This is a genomic window from Microbacterium candidum, assembly GCF_030315975.1.
Taxonomy (GTDB): Bacteria; Actinomycetota; Actinomycetes; order Actinomycetales; family Microbacteriaceae; genus Microbacterium; species Microbacterium candidum.
On sequence record NZ_JASXSZ010000001.1, the window covers coordinates 499,494 to 515,344 of the forward strand.

9 protein-coding genes and 1 pseudogene are annotated in these 15,851 nt (G+C 70.0%); 5 read left to right on the forward strand and 5 right to left on the reverse strand.

Annotated elements, in window-relative coordinates; all coding sequences use genetic code 11:
• The first annotated feature begins 43 nt into the window (after positions 1–43).
• Both QSV35_RS02420 and QSV35_RS02425 read left to right on the forward strand, forming a co-directional pair.
• Positions 44–2,665 (forward strand): DEAD/DEAH box helicase, encoded by a 2,622-nt coding sequence (locus QSV35_RS02420; protein ID WP_419956807.1) that lies wholly within the window; start codon positions 44–46, stop codon positions 2,663–2,665.
• A 195-nt stretch (positions 2,666–2,860) separates the two neighbouring features.
• Positions 2,861–4,027, forward strand: a complete 1,167-nt coding sequence (locus tag QSV35_RS02425; protein ID WP_286286353.1) for a glycoside hydrolase family 3 N-terminal domain-containing protein — start codon at positions 2,861–2,863, stop codon at positions 4,025–4,027.
• A gap of 4 nt (positions 4,028–4,031) precedes the next feature.
• On the opposite strand, the pseudogene QSV35_RS02430 reads toward QSV35_RS02425, so the two are convergent.
• Together QSV35_RS02430 and QSV35_RS02435 are read right to left on the reverse strand one after the other, a co-directional pair.
• A pseudogene (locus tag QSV35_RS02430) lies at positions 4,032–4,364 on the reverse strand (GNAT family N-acetyltransferase); the annotation flags it as partial.
• 65 nt (positions 4,365–4,429) lie between these two features.
• A complete protein-coding gene (locus QSV35_RS02435) occupies positions 4,430–5,923 on the reverse strand; it encodes a dicarboxylate/amino acid:cation symporter (RefSeq protein ID WP_286286356.1) in 1,494 nt (497 codons plus the stop codon).
• A gap of 152 nt (positions 5,924–6,075) precedes the next feature.
• On the opposite strand from QSV35_RS02435, the gene recQ reads away from it, so the two are divergent.
• From recQ to QSV35_RS02450, 3 genes are all read left to right on the forward strand, one after another.
• On the forward strand, positions 6,076–8,037 hold the full coding sequence (recQ, locus tag QSV35_RS02440) for a DNA helicase RecQ (protein ID WP_419956808.1): 1,962 nt from the start codon (positions 6,076–6,078) through the stop codon (positions 8,035–8,037).
• 94 nt (positions 8,038–8,131) lie between these two features.
• Complete coding sequence (locus QSV35_RS02445; protein WP_286286358.1) at positions 8,132–9,805, forward strand: formate--tetrahydrofolate ligase; 1,674 nt, start codon at positions 8,132–8,134, stop codon at positions 9,803–9,805.
• Positions 9,806–9,862: 57 nt separating this feature from the next.
• Positions 9,863–11,641, forward strand: coding sequence for a glycoside hydrolase family 3 protein (locus tag QSV35_RS02450; RefSeq protein ID WP_286286360.1), 1,779 nt, complete (start codon positions 9,863–9,865; stop codon positions 11,639–11,641).
• A 203-nt stretch (positions 11,642–11,844) separates the two neighbouring features.
• Here QSV35_RS02450 and QSV35_RS02455 read toward each other — a convergent pair whose 3' ends face one another.
• The 3 genes from QSV35_RS02455 to lysA form a co-directional block, all read right to left on the reverse strand.
• Positions 11,845–12,765 (reverse strand): universal stress protein, encoded by a 921-nt coding sequence (locus QSV35_RS02455; protein WP_286286361.1) that lies wholly within the window; start codon positions 12,763–12,765, stop codon positions 11,845–11,847.
• Positions 12,762–14,267: an amino acid permease gene (locus QSV35_RS02460; protein ID WP_286286363.1), complete on the reverse strand. Its 1,506-nt coding sequence runs from the start codon at positions 14,265–14,267 to the stop codon at positions 12,762–12,764. The genes QSV35_RS02455 and QSV35_RS02460 overlap by 4 nt, the downstream gene beginning before the upstream one ends.
• Before the next feature lie 135 nt (positions 14,268–14,402).
• The gene (gene lysA, locus QSV35_RS02465) at positions 14,403–15,668 is read right to left on the reverse strand and encodes a diaminopimelate decarboxylase (RefSeq protein WP_286286364.1); all 1,266 of its coding nucleotides are present in this window, start codon (positions 15,666–15,668) and stop codon (positions 14,403–14,405) included.
• Between the last annotated feature and the right edge of the window lie 183 nt (positions 15,669–15,851).

A 15,851-nucleotide genomic window follows, 5' to 3' on the forward strand; every position in this document is an offset into this window, starting at 1 on the left:
CGCGGCATCCAGCCCCGCGCCTTTCGCCTGGCAGACTCGGACGGTGACCCTCTCGCTTCTCGACGCCGTTCCGAAGGGCGCTTCGCCCGACGACGTCTATCTCGGCTTCGTGGAGTGGGCGGAGGGGCAGGGCTTCACGCTCTACCCGGCGCAGGACGAAGCCGTCATCGAGATCGTGTCCGGATCGCACGTGATCCTGTCCACCCCGACCGGCACCGGCAAGTCGCTCGTCGCGGTCGCGGCGCACGCCGCATCCCTCTCCCGCGGCGGTCGCACGTACTACACGGCGCCGATCAAGGCGCTGGTCAGCGAGAAGTTCTTCGCGCTGGTCGACATCTTCGGCGCCGAGAACGTCGGGATGGTGACGGGCGACTCATCGGTCAACGCGGACGCGCCGATCGTGTGCTGCACGGCCGAGATCCTCGCGAACCTCGCGCTCCGGCAGGGCGCGGCCGCCGACGTCGGCCAGGTCGTGATGGACGAGTTCCACTTCTACGGCGAGCCGGACCGCGGGTGGGCCTGGCAGGTGCCGCTGCTGCTCCTGCCGCGCACCCAGTTCATCCTGATGTCGGCGACGCTCGGCGACGTCACGGCGATCGCCGATGATCTCACGCGTCGCACGGGACTCCCCGTCGCCCGCATCACGGGCGTCGAGCGGCCCGTGCCGCTGCACTTCGAGTACGTCCGCACGCCGATCCACGAGACGGTCGAGGAGCTCCTGCACACGGCCCGCTCGCCCGTCTACATCGTGCACTTCTCGCAGGCCGCGGCGATGGAGCGTGCGCAGGCGCTGTCGTCGCTGCGGATCATCAGCCGCGAGCAGCGCGACGAGATCGCCGAGGCGATCGGCGGCTTCCGCTTCACGACGGCCTTCGGCCGCACCCTCTCGCGCTACGTGCGGGCCGGCATCGGCGTGCACCACGCCGGGATGCTGCCGCGCTACCGCCGGCTGGTCGAGACGCTCGCGCAGCGCGGCCTTCTCCGCGTCATCTGCGGCACCGACACCCTCGGCGTCGGCATCAACGTCCCCATCCGCACGGTGCTGCTCACCGCGCTCACGAAGTACGACGGACAGAGGATGCGGCAGCTCACCGCCCGCGAGTTCCACCAGATCGCCGGACGCGCAGGGCGCGCCGGCTTCGACACCGCGGGGACCGTCGTCGTCATGGCGCCCGAGCACGAGATCGAGAACGCGGTCCAGATCGCCAAGGCCGCCGACGACCCGAAGAAGCTCAAGAAGATCATCCGGAAGAAGGCGCCGGAGGGCTTCGTGAACTGGACCGAGTCGTCGTACGACCGGCTCGTCGTCGCGGAGCCCGAGCCGCTCGTCCCGAGGATGCAGCTGACCGCCGCGATGCTCATCAACGTCATCGCCCGCGGCGGCGACGTGTTCGCGAACGTCCGCTCTCTGGTGTTCGACAACCACGAGCCGCGCGCCCGGCAGTACGAGCTCACCCGTCGCGCGCTCGCGATCTTCCGCACCCTCGTCGTCGCGCAGATCGTCGTCGTCGAGCGGGACACCTCCCCGGTCGTTGAGCGAGCGAAGCGAGACGAAACGCAGCAAGACGATCTCGAGACGTCACCGCGTTTCGTCTCGGTCGTTCCTCCCTCGCTCAGCGTCCCGCGGGAAGTCGCCGACATCCCCGTCATCCGGCTGACCGTCGATCTGCAGCCGAACTTCGCGCTCAACCAGCCGCTGTCGCCCTTCGCGCTCGCGGCCATCGAGCTGCTCGATCCGCTGGACGCCCCGGGCGCCGTCGGCACCGGCCACTACGCACTCGATGTCGTCAGCGTCATCGAGGCGACGCTCGACGACCCGCGACCGGTCCTCTCGCAGCAGGAGTTCCGGGCGCGCGGCGAAGCGGTCGCCGCGATGAAGCGCGACGGCCTCGACTACGACGAGCGCATGGAGGCGCTCGAGGAGATCACCTACCCGAAGCCCCTCGAGGAGCTGCTCACCGAGGCGTACGGGGTCTTCGCGTCGAGTCAGCCGTGGATCCTCGACTTCGCGCTGCATCCCAAGTCCGTCGTCCGCGACATGTTCGAGCAGGCGCTGTCCTTCTCCGAGCTCATCTCGCTGTACCAGCTCGCGCGGAGCGAGGGCCTCGTGCTGCGGTACCTCAGCGATGCGTACCGGGCCATCCGGCAGACAGTGCCCGCGGATGCGCAGACTCCCGAGCTCCTCGATGTCATCGCGTGGCTCGGCGAGATGGTGCGGCAGGTCGACTCCAGCCTCGTCGACGAGTGGGAGTCCCTGATCAATCCCGCCCTCGACCCGGATGCCCCGGTGGTGCCGCCTGCGCCGCCGTCCGTGCTGACGAACCGCCGCGCGTTCACCGTGCTGGTGCGCAACGAGCTGTTCCGGCGCGTGCAGCTCGCGGCTCTGCAGCGTGACGACGACCTCGTCGAGCTGGACCCGGATGCCAGCTGGCCCGAGGCCCTCGACGCCTATTACGACGAGCACGACGAGATCCTCACCGGCGGCCCCGCGCGCTCCGCTGCGCTGGTCTCCATCGCCGAAGGACCCGACGAGTGGCGCGTCGAGCAGACCGTCGACGACCCCGCCGGCGACCATGACTGGCGCATCCGCGGCATCGTCGACCTCGCCGCATCCGAGGAGGCCGGCACCGCCGTCGTGCGCGTGACGGAGATGGTGCGGCTTTAAGCCCCGCCCGCGTGCCCGCGCGCCCGCCCGCGCGCTCTGCCGCCCGCTCCCCGAACAGCTCCGCCGCGGTTCAGGACATGCGGGATGCCATGTCGGATATGCCGTCCGCACCCCGCATGTCCTGAACGGTGGCGGAGGTCAGCCGCCGACGGCGACTGTAACCGCGCGTTCAGCCGGGCACGCGAGAATCGGAGCATGCGTGCCGGGGGGAGAACAGCGGCGGCGCTCGCGCTCGTCGTGGCGCTGGGCGCTGCAGCCGTCGCCTGCGCTCCCGAGAGGGGGCCGGCATCCTCTCCGACCGAGGCGCCGAGCGCGACCCCGACGGCGCCCCCGACTCCCGTCGACCCGATCGCCGCGCTCACCCTCGAGCAGCGCGTCGGGCAGCTCTTCATGGTCGGCACGAGTGTCCGTGGCGCAGACCCCGTGACGATCTCCGCGATCGTCGATCGCCACGCCGGCAGCATCTTCCTGCACGGGCGGTCGCAGGCGGGCGCGGCGGCGACCGCCGCGCTCGTGCGCTCGTTCACATCGCTCGTGGGCCCGGCGACGACAGCGGGCGTCCCCCTGTGGGTGGCGACGGACCAGGAGGGCGGCGAGGTGCAGGTCCTGCAGGGGCCCGGCTTCGACCGCATGCCGTCGGCGCTCTCGCAGAGCGCGCTCCCCGACCTCGAGAAGCAGGGGGAGACCTGGGGCTCCCAGCTCTCGCAGGTGGGAGTCAACATGGACCTCGCGCCCGTCGCCGACATCGTGACGAGCCCGGGCGCCGCACGGGCGAATCCGCCGATCGGGGCGCTGAATCGCGAGTACGGCTTCGACCAGGCATCCGTCGCGGCGCACGCGGGTGCGTTCGCGGAGGGGATGCGGTCCGCCGGCGTCGTCCCCACGTTCAAGCACTTCCCGGGCCTCGGCCGGGTCGGCGGCAACACCGACTTCGATGCCGGGATCGTCGACGACACCGTGACGGCGGACGCTCCGGATGTCGACGTCTATCGCCAGCTGACGAGCCACGGGGTCTCCGCCGTGATGCTCTCGACGGCCGTCTACCAGCGGATCGACCCGAGCGTCCCCGCCGTCTTCTCGAAGGCGATCGTGACGGATCTGCTGCGCGGGAAGGTCGGGTTCGACGGCGTCGTCATGACCGACGACGTGTCCGCGACCGCGCAGATGAAGGCATGGTCGCCCGCCGACCGGGCGATCCAGTCGATCCAGGCGGGTGTCGACGTCGTGCTCGTGTCCGCCGACCCCCGCGTCTACGCGCCGATGTACGACGCGGTGCTCGCGAAGGCGAAGGCGGATCCCGTCTTCGCGAAGCAGGTGGATGACGCGGCCCGCCGCGTCGTGGAGGCCAAGGCCCGCAGCTGACGGATCAGACCCCGTCGGGCCAGTCGATGGTGAGGCCGGGGACGTCGTATTCGCGGAGGTACTTCACGACGACCGGGCAGCGCGGCACCACGGTCTCGCCGCGCTCGGCGACATCCGTCATCGCGCGCTCGACCACGATCCCGGCCAGGCCCCTCCCGCGGAAGGCGGGGTCGACGACGGTGTGCGGGAACACGAGACGTCCGTGGGCGTCGACGATGAACTCGGTGAAACCGGCGAGCACGCCGCCCACCGTCAGTTCGTACCGGTGCGTCTCGTCGTTGCGAACGACCTCGATGTCAGCAGCATCCATGCGACAACTCAACCATGCCGTCGACGGGCCGGGGCGAAAGAGCGGGGCGGCATCCGGTCAGAACCGGATGCCGCCCCTGTCGCATGAGCGGATCAGCGCGTCAGCGCGGCGTCCTCCTCAGCCACGGCCTCGGGCGCGGCGTCCGCCTGCTCCTGCAGCGTGACGGTCGCGAGCGAGTGCGCCTCCTGCGACGCGAGGTCGACGTCGCCGTCCTCGTCGAGGTCCTCGGCGAACGGCTGACCGTCGCGGGGAGCGTCATACAGCTCCTGGTCGAGGATGCCCTCGCGCTTCGACACGATCGTCGGGACGAGTGCCTGTCCGGCGACGTTGACCGCGGTGCGGCCCATGTCGAGGATCGGGTCGATCGCGAGCAGCAGGCCGACGCCCTCGAGCGGGAGGCCCAGGGTCGACAGGGTCAGCGTCAGCATGACGACGGCGCCCGTGGTGCCGGCGGTGGCCGCCGAGCCGACGACCGACACAACGATGATCATGAGGTACTGCCACCACTCGAGGTGGATGCCGTAGAACTGGGCGACGAAGATCGCGGCGATGGCCGGGTAGATGGCGGCGCAGCCGTCCATCTTGGTCGTCGCACCCAGCGGCACGGCGAACGACGCGTAGCCGCGCGGGACGCCGAGGTTGCGCTCGGTGACGCGCTCGGTGAGGGGCAGGGTGCCGATCGACGAACGGCTCACGAAGCCGAGCTGGACGGCCGGCCAGACACCCGAGAAGTACTGGCGGATGCCGAGGCCGTTGGTCTTCAGGATGATCGGGTAGACCACGAACAGCACGAGCACGAGGCCGATGTAGACGGCGCCGGCGAACCAGGCGAGCGCGGTCAGCTTCTCCCAGCCGTAGTTCACGACGGCCGAGCCGATGAGGCCCAGGGTGCCGAGCGGGGCGATGCGGATGATCCACCACAGCACGCGCTGGATGACCTTCAGCAGCGACTCGGTGAAGGCGAGGAACGGCTCCGCCTTCTTGCCGGCCTTGAGCGCCGCGATGCCGACGGCGGCGGCGACGACGATGACCTGCAGGATGTTGAAGCTCACGCCCGACGTGAGCGCGTGCGTGACCGGATCCTGTGCGGTGTTCACCGTCAGGCCGAGGAAGTTCTGCGGGATCAGGCCGATGAGGAAGTTCCACCACGTGCCGACCGTGTACGGCTGGCCGGGCTCGAGGCCCGTGCCGGCGCGGCTGCCGGGCTGGATCACGAGACCGAGCACGATGCCGATCGACACCGCGATGAACGCCGTGATCGCGAACCAGAGGATCGTCTGGCCCGCGAGGCGCGCGGCGTTCTGCACGCGACGGAGGTTCGAGATGCTCGCGACGATCGCCGTGAAGATCAGCGGCACGACCGCGGCGCGCAGCAGAGTGACGTACGAGGTGCCGATCGTCGCCAGCGTGTCGGACAGCGGCGTGTGGTTGGCCGCGCTCGCGCCGGAGTTGCGGGCGACGAGACCGAGGACGACACCCAGGATGAGGGCGACGACGATCTGGAAGCCGAACGAGGTGAGGACCTTGCGCAGCGGGCTGCGGGTGTCGGGCGCCTTCGTGCGGCGGGCGGAGGAAGCTGTGGACATGCGGGGAGACTCCTTTGGGGTTCCTTCAAGCGTATGGAATACCAACGAAACATGCCAATCGGTGTTACTTCACATGACCCAGTGTTATGAGAGTTCTCCACAGATCACCGCCGCCGTCGGGGTTGTCAGGGGGCGCGATTATCGTGGATCGGGTGGATGTCGAGACATACGGGCCGGGTGCAGATCCCTATGCCGGTCTCGAGTGGGAACAGGACGAGTACGCCCCGATCCCCGACGACGAATGGGCGCCGCCGGAGGACGACGGGCGGATGCCGGCGGTCGATATCCCGCCGCGTCGTGATCTGACGGGGTCCGACCCGCGCGCCGTCCTGCAGGAGGTCTACGGCTACGACGACTTCCGCGGCGACCAGGCGGCGATCGTCGAGCAGGTCATCGGCGGCGGAGATGCCGTGGTTCTCATGCCGACCGGCGGCGGCAAGAGCGTCACCTACCAGGTGCCCGCGCTCGTGCGGCCCGGCACGGGGCTCGTCGTCAGCCCCCTCATCGCCCTGATGCACGATCAGGTGGATGCGCTCGTCGCCAACGGCGTGCGCGCGGCCTACCTCAACTCGACGCAGAGCATCGACGAACGGCGCATGGTCGAGCGGCTGTACCTCGGGGGGGAGCTCGACCTCCTCTATGTCGCGCCCGAGCGCCTCGGCAACGGGCAGACGCTCGCGTTCCTGCAGCGCGGGTCGCTCAGCGTCATCGCGATCGACGAAGCCCATTGCGTGTCGCAATGGGGCCATGATTTCCGACCCGACTACCTCGCCCTCGGCGGGCTGGCCGATGCCTTCCCCGACGTCCCGCGGATGGCGCTCACCGCCACCGCGACCCGCGAGACGCACCGCGAGATCACCGAGCGGCTCCGGCTGCCGGACGCGAAGCACTTCGTCGCGAGCTTCGATCGACCCAACATCCAGTACCGCATCGACCCGAAGGTCGACCCGCGCCGACAGCTGCTGGCCTTCATCCGCTCGTTCCCCGGCGCCGCCGGCATCGTCTACGCCCTCAGCCGCAAGTCGGTCGAGCAGATCGCCGAGTACCTCGCCGGCCAGGGCGTCGATGCGCTGCCGTACCACGCGGGGCTCCCGCCCGAGGTGCGCGCGGCGAACCAGTCGCGCTTCCTCCGCGACGACGGGGTCGTCATCGTCGCCACGATCGCCTTCGGCATGGGCATCGACAAGCCCGACGTCCGGTTCGTCGCGCACGTCGACCTGCCGAAGTCCGTCGAGGGCTACTACCAGGAGACCGGCCGTGCGGGCCGCGACGGCGAGCCGTCGGTCGTCTGGATGGCGTACGGCCTCGGCGACGTCGTGCAGCAGCGCCGCATGATCGACCAGTCTCCGGGCGACCGCGCGTTCAAGACCCGGCTGGGCCGGCATCTGGATGCGATGCTCGCCCTGTGCGAGACGGTGGGATGCCGCCGGCAGAACCTCCTCGCGTACTTCGGCGAGGAATCCGAGCCGTGCGGCAACTGCGACACGTGCCTCACTCCGCCCGAGACGTGGGACGGTCTCATCCCGGCCCAGAAGCTCCTCTCGACGATCGTGCGGCTCCAGCGCGAGCGTGGTCAGGCGTACAGCGCCGGGCAACTGATCGACATCCTCCGCGGTGCATCGACCGACCGCATCCGCCAGCTCGGCCATGACACGCTCGCGACCTTCGGCATCGGCGCCGACCTCTCCGAACAGGACTGGCGCAGCGTCATCCGTCAGCTCCTCGCCCGTGGGCTCCTCGTCGCGCGGGGCGAATACGGCACGCTCGCGCTGACGGATGCGAGCTCCGGCGTGCTGCGCGGCGAGACGCCCGTGCCGCTGCGGCGCGATGTGCTCGGCCGCGGCGGTTCCGCCGTGCGCAAGAGCAGTGTGTCGGCGACGCTCGGCGAGGCCGATCGTCCGCTCTTCGAGGCGCTGCGCGCCTGGCGTGCCGAGACGGCGAAGGAGCAGGGCGTCCCTGCCTACGTCGTGTTCAACGACGCGACGCTGCGCGCGCTCGCGGAGCACCGCCCGTCCTCGCTCGACGGCCTGGGCGTCATCCCCGGCATCGGCGCGAAGAAGCGCGAGGTGTACGGCGCGTCCGTGCTCGCGGTCGTCGCCGCGGCATCCGCGTGAACCTCTCGCGTCGCCCCTAGGCTGGCGGGACGGGCCGACGAGGGCCCGGTATCGGAGCGCTCGCGTCACCCGTGCGGGCCGGAAGGGTTCGACGATGAGCCTCAGCAACATCGAGATCGCGCAGGGCGCGCAGATGCGCCCCATCGGAGAGATCGCCGGAAGCCTCGGCATCCCGGCGGACAGCCTCGAGCCGTACGGCCGGTTCAAGGCGAAGATCGCCCTTCCGTATGTCGCGTCGCTGCGCGACCGGCCTCAGGGCAAGCTCATCCTGATGACCGCGATCTCCCCGACGCCGGCGGGCGAGGGGAAGACGACGACGACGGTCGGGCTCGGCGACGCACTCACCCGCATCGGCGAGAAGGCGATGATCTGCCTGCGCGAGCCGGCGCTCGGGCCGGTGTTCGGGATGAAGGGGGGAGCTGCCGGCGGCGGGTACGCGCAGGTCGTGCCCATGGAGGACATCAACCTCCACTTCACCGGCGACTTCGCCGCGATCGAAGCAGCGACGAACCTCCTCGCCGCGCTCATCGACAACCACATCACCCACGGCAATGCGCTCGACATCGACGCCCGTCGGGTGACGTGGCGCCGCGTGCTCGACGTCAACGATCGGTCGCTGCGCGATGTCGTGATCGGCCTCGGCGGGCTGGGGAACGGGAACCCCCGCGAGACCGGCTTCGACATCGTCGTGGCCTCCGAGGTCATGGCGATCTTCTGTCTCGCGACGAGCATCGCGGATCTGCGCGAACGGCTCGGCGACATCGTGGTCGCGTACACCCGGGGGCGGATGCCGGTCCGCGCTCGCGACCTCAACGCGCACGGCGCGATGACCGCGGTGCTCCGGGATGCCTTGGCCCCGAACCTCGTCCAGACGCTCGAGAACACCCCGGCCTTCGTGCACGGCGGGCCGTTCGCGAACATCGCGCACGGCTGCAGCTCCGTCGTCGCGACGAGCACGGCGCTGCACCTCGCCGACTACGTCGTCACCGAGGCCGGGTTCGGGGCGGACCTCGGCGCGGAGAAGTTCGTCGACATCCTGTGCCGCACGACAGGGCTCCGCCCCTCCGCAGCCGTCATCGTCGCCACCGTCCGGGCGCTGAAGTTCCACGGCGGCGTGGAGGTCGCCGATCTGCAGGCCGCCGACGTCGCCGCGCTCGAACGCGGAATGGCGAACCTGCGCCGCCACGTGAAGACCGTCACGCAGACGTGGGGCATCCCCGCCGTCGTCGCGATCAACCACCGCGCGGAGGACACGGACGCCGAGATCGCGGCGCTCATCGCCGGCGTCGAGCAGGCAGGGGCCAAGGCGATCGTCGCGAAGCACTATGCGGAGGGCAGCGCGGGCGCCGAGGAGCTGGCCCGCGAGGTCGTGCGCCTCTGCGGAGAGCCGTCCGAGCTGCAGTTCACCTACCCCGACGAGTCGGGCCTGTGGGACAAGATGAAGGCGATCGCCACGCGGATCTTCGGCGCGAGCGACATCATCGCCTCGACCGCCGTGCGCACGCAGATCCGCCGCCTCCAGGAGGAGGGCTACGGCGAATATCCGGTGTGCGTCGCGAAGACGCAGTACTCGTTCTCGACCGACCCGAAGCTCCGCGGCGCGCCGCGCGACCACGTCGTCGACATCCGCGAGGTGCGGCTGGCGGCCGGTGCCCGCTTCATCGTGATGATCTGCGGAGACATCATGACGATGCCGGGGCTGCCCGCATCCCCCGCCGCCAACGCGATCGATGTCGACGACGACGGCCGCATCACCGGCCTGTTCTGAGGGAGTTCACCGGAACGAGTCTGGAAAACCTAGCGACGTTCGGTTTATGCTGAAGGCATGAGCAACGACGCCTCCATCGACACCGCACTCGACACCCGCTACCGCGACGCATCCCTCTCCGTGGACGAGCGCGTCGAGATCCTGCTGAGCCAGATGACGCTGGAGGAGAAGGCGGGCCTCTTCTTCCAGACGATGATCGTGATGGGCGAGGGCGGCGAGCTCTCCGAGGGTGACCCGGTGTTCGGCATCGCGTCCAACCGCGACTACGTCGTCGAGCGCCGGATGAACCACTTCAACCTCTTCGGCAGTGCGCCGAAGGCGAGCGACATGGCGGCGTGGCACAACAAGCTGCAGGAGCTCGCGGCATCCACCCGCCTCGGCATCCCGGTGTCCATCTCGACCGATCCGCGACACTCGTTCAGCGAGAACCCCGGCGCCGCGTTCTTCGCCGGTCCGTTCTCGCAGTGGCCCGAGCCGCTGGGGCTCGCCGCCACCGCGGACCCCGAGCTCGTGGAGCGCTTCGCCGACATCGCCCGCCAGGAGTACACGGCGGTCGGCATCCGCGTCGCCCTCCATCCGCAGGTCGATCTCGCCACCGAACCGCGCTGGGCGCGCCAGCTGCAGACGTTCGGCGAGGACGCCGACCTCGCAGGCTCCCTCGGCGCCGCATATGTGCGCGGCTTCCAGGGCGGCTCGTTCGGCGCCGGATCGGTGTCGACGATGACGAAGCACTTCCCGGGCGGCGGCCCGCAGAAGGACGGCGAGGACCCGCACTTCGACTACGGCCGCGAGCAGGTGTACCCCGGCGACAACTTCGAGCACCACCTGAAGCCCTTCGAGGCGGTCTTCGCGGCCGGTGGCCGCCAGATCATGCCGTACTACGGGATGCCGGTCGGCACGGAGTACGAGGAGGTCGGCTTCGGCTTCAACAAGGGCGTGCTCACGGGCCTCCTGCGCGAGCGCTACGGCTTCGACGGCATCGTCTGCACCGACTGGGGCCTCGTCACCGACCAGCCCATCATGGGCACGGACTTCGCCGCCCGCGCGTGGGGCGTCGAGCACCTGACTCCCGCCGAGCGCATGATCAAGATCCTGGATGCGGGCGCAGACCAGTTCGGCGGAGAGCACGACCCGTCGATGCTCATCGAGCTCGTCGAGTCGGGCGCGGTCTCTGAGGAGCGCCTGGATGTCTCGGCCCGGCGCCTGCTCCGCGAGAAGTTCGAGCTCGGCCTGTTCGAGAACCCGTACGTGGATGCCGCGGCGGCGGACGCGATCGTCGGCAACGCGGAGTTCCGCGCCGCCGCCGACGCCGCGCAGCGCGCATCCATCGCCGTCCTCTCCAACAAGACGGCGCTTCCCTTCAGCCGCGGCGCGAAGCTCTACATCGAGGGCATCGCGCCCGAGATCGCGGCGCAGTACGGCCAGGTCGTCTCCTCGCCGGCGGAGGCGGATGTCGCCATCCTGCGCATCACCGCCCCCTACGAGGAGCGCGGCTCGATGTTCGAGAACTTCTTCCACGCGGGCTCGCTCGACTTCCCCGAGGACGCGCTCGCGCACGTCGCCGATGTGTCGGCCGCCGTGCCGACCGTGGTGGACGTGTTCCTCGACCGTCCGGCGATCCTCGCGCCGGTGGTCGCGTCGGCAGACGCGGTCGTCGCGAACTGGGGCGCCTCCGCCGCGGCTCTGCTCGACGTCCTCTCCGGCGCCGTTCCGGCGCAGGGCAAGCTGCCGTTCGACGTGCCGCGCAGCATGGCGGCCGTCGAGGCATCCCGTCCCGACGTCCCCTTCGACACGGAGGACCCGCTCTTCCGCTTCGGGCACGGCCTCTCGCTGTAGTTCCAGCAGCTCCTTGAAAAGCGGAGAATCGCGCAAGACCCGGAGGAGTCCCGCGCGATTCTCCGTCTATGGGGCGGAGTTCCGACGTTCGAAGTACAGGGATGCGGTCCCCGAGCCCGTCGATGGGTCGTACCTGTGGAGCGGCGACGACCCCTCGACAGGCTCGGGGACCGGGGGGGCTCAGGTCCGGAAACCGGCCGGCCTCAGCCGAACTCGGCGCGAGCGGCCAGTTCCTCGGACTGCCGCCGCGGCACGACGACGACGGGCACGGGGGAGTGGCGCACGACTTTCGTCGCGTGCGATCCGAGGAACACCCGGGCGACGGGGCCGAGCGAGGACGATCCGACTACGAGCACGTCGTCGTCGTTCCACTCGATGTCCTCGATCGCCGCCGCCCACGAGTCGCCGAGGCCCACGACGGCTTCGGCGCTCTCGGGATGGTTCGGCAGGGCGGAGACATCCGAGAGCAGCTGAGCGGTGTGCTCCCCGATCTCGTTCGCCCACTCGTCGATCACGCCGCGCTCCGAGCCGATGCCGGTGCGCGACGTGCCCGAGACCGCCGGAGCGACGGCGAACGACGCGATGCGCAGCGAAGCTCCGACCTGGGCCGCGATGCCGGCGGCTCCGATCACCAGGTCGGCCGCGGCATCCGTCCCGCCGTACGCGGCGGTCACCCGTCCGACGCGCGCCTGCCCGCGGGTGCGGAAGCCGCGCGGCGCGACGGCGACCGGAACGGGGGATGCATGGAGCAGGGCGTCGCTCACCGACCCGAGCGCGACATGCCCGAACGACCCCGCCGACGACGAGCCGACGACGATGAGCTCGGCGCCGCGCGCCTCGGCGAGCTCGAGCAGGCCGCGCCTGGCCGAGGACGCCTCGACGAGCAGGTACTCGGCGCGCACACTGTCGCCCAGCACCGCGGCGGCGTGGTCGAGCACCGTGTTCGCCGTGTCGCGGGCGTAGCTCTGCCATTCCGCATCCACGCGCGCCGCCGACGGCGGCCATGTCTGCGGGACGACGGCCGCGACGATGAGATCCGTGCCGGCCGAGCGCGCGAGCATTGCGGCGAGGTGGAGCACCGAGGCGGAGCGGTGCCCCGGGTTGACCCCGACGAGGAGACTCATCCCTCGCCCTCCTTCTTGCGCCGGGCGGCCGCGCGGCGCTGCTCGCCGGGCGACGGCTGCAGGACGCTCGAGGTGTACGGCACCTCGTCGTCATCCGGTACGACCGGGTGGCCGACCTCGAGCTCGGAGTGGGTGCGACCGTAGAACCAGTAGTAGATGAGGAACACGGCGGTCCAGACGACGAACACGATGATCGTGATCGGCTGGAGCTGCGTGATGATCGCGATGCAGCCGATGATCGACAGGATCGGGATCGTCCAGCCGAACGGCAGCCGGAAGCCGCGCTCGAGGTTCGGCTCGCGCACCCGCAGGATGATGACGCCCAGCGAGACGACGAGGAACGCGACGAGCGTGCCGATCGAGGTCATCTCGGCGAGGAAGTTGATCGGGATGACCGCGGCGAGGATGCTGGTGACGATCATCACGATGACGGTGTTCTGCGTCGGTGTCACCGTCCGCGGATTGACCTTCGCGAACACCTTCGGGACCATGCCGTCGCGCGACATCGCGAACAGGATGCGGGTCTGCCCGTACAGGACGACGAGGGTGACGGAGAAGATCGAGATGATCGCCCCGATCGCGATCACGGTGCCCGGCCAGCTCGAGTGGAGGATGTTCTGCAGGATGACGGCGAGCCCGGCATCCTGACCGGCGAACTTGGCCGGCGCCTGCGCACCGAGAGCCGCGAGGCAGGTCAGGACGTACAGGGCGATGATGATGCCGAGCGCGAAGATGATCGCGAGAGGCAGGTTCCGCTTCGGGTTCTTCGCCTCCTCACCGGCTGTCGACACGGCATCCAATCCGACGAACGAGAAGAAGATGATGCCGGCGCCGCCGATGATGCCGGCGAAGCCGGCCGGGGCGAAGTTCTGGAAGTGGTCGGCGTTCCATCCGGTGAAGGCGACGGCGCAGAAGAACAGCACGACCGCGATCTTGATGACCACCATGATGCTGTTCACGGTCGTCGACTCACTCGCCCCGCGCATCAGCAGCAGCGAGCACAGCACGATGACGATGACGGCGGGGATGTTGACGATCCCGCCCTGTTCGGGGGCTTGAGAGAGCTGTATGGGCAGCTGCCAGCCGAACACGTTCTGGAGGAGCTGGTTGACGTACTGCGACCAGCCGACCGCGACCGCGGCGGTCGAGACTCCGTACTCGAGGAGCAGACACGCGCCGACGCCCATGGCGGTCGCCTCGCCGAGCGTCGCGTACGCGTAGGAGTAGGTCGAACCGGAGACCGGTACCGCGCCGGCCATCTCGGCGTAGCAGAGGGCGGTGAGGCCGGCCACGATCCCGCCGATGACGAACGAGAAGATCACGGCGGGGCCGGCGGCGGGCACGGCCTCGGACAGGATGAAGAAGATGCCGGTGCCGAGGGTGCCGCCGACGCCGATCATCGTGAGCGAGAAGAGCCCGATGCTCCGTTTCAGATGGACTTCCTCGGCACCGGGAGGCGTCGTGGGCTTGCGGCGCAACAGTTGCTGGGCGACGGTGGGCATGTCCGCTCCTCACTGTGAGACGGCGACGGTCGTCGGCGACCGAAGTGCCTCACAGCATCCTCCCAGCGAGCAGAGCCCGCAAGACACCCGGCGGCAGCGTCCGCGGGGCGCGCGGCGAGCAGCGCGGCGCAGCGCTCAGTCGACCAGGTCGCGGGCGAAGAGGTCGTCCCATGTCTCGCGCCGGATGACCGCGCGGGCTTCGCCGTCGTGCGCGAAGACGACGGGCGGGCGACGGTAGCCGTTGTAGTTGTTGGCCATCGTGTGCGTGTACGCACCTGTGGCCGGCACGACGAGCAGGTCCCCGACGCGCGCCTCGGGCAGGGTGATCGGGTCGATGAGCACGTCGCCGCTCTCGCAGTGCCGCCCGACGATGACGGCTTCCTCGGTCGCCTCTTCGCCCAGCCGCTGCGCGAGCGCCGCCTCGTATCGCTGCTCGAACAGCGCGACCTCGAGGTTGTCTCCCATTCCGCCGTCGACGGCGACGAAGGTGCGCGCATCCCGCTTGACCGTCGTCACGGTGTACAGCGTCGCGGCCGCCCCGTTCACCATGCTGCGCCCCGGTTCGATGATGAGCTCCGCCGACGCCGGCAGGTGGTCGCGGGCAGCTCCGATGAGCGCATCGAGATACTCGGCGACGGATGCCGGGCGCTCGCCGTAGGTGTAGCGCGAGCCGAGCCCGCCGCCGAGGTCGTAGACCGGGAACTCGCCCATCGCGGCGAGCGGCGCCACGGCGGCGGCGAGCTCCGTGGGATCCATGATCTGCGAGCCGACGTGCGCGTGCACGCCCCGCATCTCGATGCGATCGCTCCGCCGGATGCGGTCGATCAGGGCGCTCGCGGCGGGCGGCGTGAGCCCGAACTTGGAGCCCACCTGCCCGGTCTGCACGTGAGCGTGGGTGGATGACTCGACCCCCGGCACGATCCGCACGAGCACGCCCTGACGACTCCCCACCGGGACGATCGCCTCGAGCCGGTCGACGTCGTCGGCGTTGTCGACGACGACGAGCCCGACGCCGGCCGCGACGGCGAGCTCGATCTCCTCGGTCGACTTGGCATTGCCGTGCAGCACGATGAGCGCCGGGGCGACGCCCGCGCGGAGGGCGCTCTTGATCTCGCCGCCTCCGGCGACGTCGAGGCCCAGGCCCTCCTCGACCATGACGCGCTGGACCGCGGTCGCCGGGAACGCCTTCGACGCGAACACCGCGCGGGCGTTCGGCCACCGTGCGGTGAGTTCGTCGCGGTACTCGCGGGCGCGGGCGCGCAGAGCGCCCTCGTCGACGACGATCGCGGGCGTCCCGAACTTCGCGGCGAGGTCGTCGACGCGGCATCCGCCGAGCCGCAGCGTGCCGTCGGCATCCACCGTCGTGCCGTCGGGGAGGAGGGAGAGGATGTCGTGTTCCACTGCATCAGGGTAGGCCGGAGTGCGCAGCAGGTTCTACGACCAGGGTGCCCGCGGGCGGTGTTTGCAGGACTCCACAACCGATCGCGCGCTCGCGGCCGCTGACGTTTGTGCAGTAAGACCAACCGACTCGCATTCGGTTTGTGGGAGTCCTACCGTTGACGCATCCCCAGCCGTCCTTGAAAG